Source organism: Vibrio sp. M260118 (assembly GCF_036533755.1).
GTDB lineage: Bacteria > Pseudomonadota > Gammaproteobacteria > Enterobacterales > Vibrionaceae > Vibrio.
The window spans coordinates 1-440 of record NZ_JATABG010000726.1 but is presented as its reverse complement, the minus strand read 5'-3'; the positions used below and the strand labels follow the sequence as shown (position 1 = coordinate 440).

At 43.0% G+C, this 440-nt stretch carries 1 protein-coding gene; it reads right to left on the bottom strand.

The features are described 5' to 3' along the window. Positions 1 to 440 (bottom strand): Tn3 family transposase (locus QTO00_RS20875; protein ID WP_331426408.1); only part of this gene is annotated, 440 nt, incomplete at both ends.

Sequence of the window (440 nt, the reverse complement as noted above, 5' to 3'; positions counted from 1 at the left end):
ATCAGAGAAGCGGTGACTGTCCCTTGCCTAATTGATGTGGCAAGACGCAATACCTCATCCCAATGTGGCTCGATATCTTTTGGTTTCAAACTTGTTGGAGAGATAATGGATTTAAGTCCTGGGTATTGCTCCGGCTTTCCTTCTATATACAAGCGCTTATCATGAAGATCTCTAATTCGTGGGGCAAAGGCAAATCCTAGTAGATGCATTAAAGCAAAGACATGCTCTGTGAAGCCTGCTGTATCGGTGTAATGCTCGGCTATTTCAAGGTCACTTTCGTGATAAAGCAATCCATCAAGCACATGCGTTGAGTCTCTGACTCTACTGATTACCTTCGTGAAAAAAGGACTGTATTGATCTGAAATATGAGTATAAATCTGGACACCAGGCTCTTGGCCGTATTTAAGATTAACTTGACCTGCATAACGCCCATGGTTACC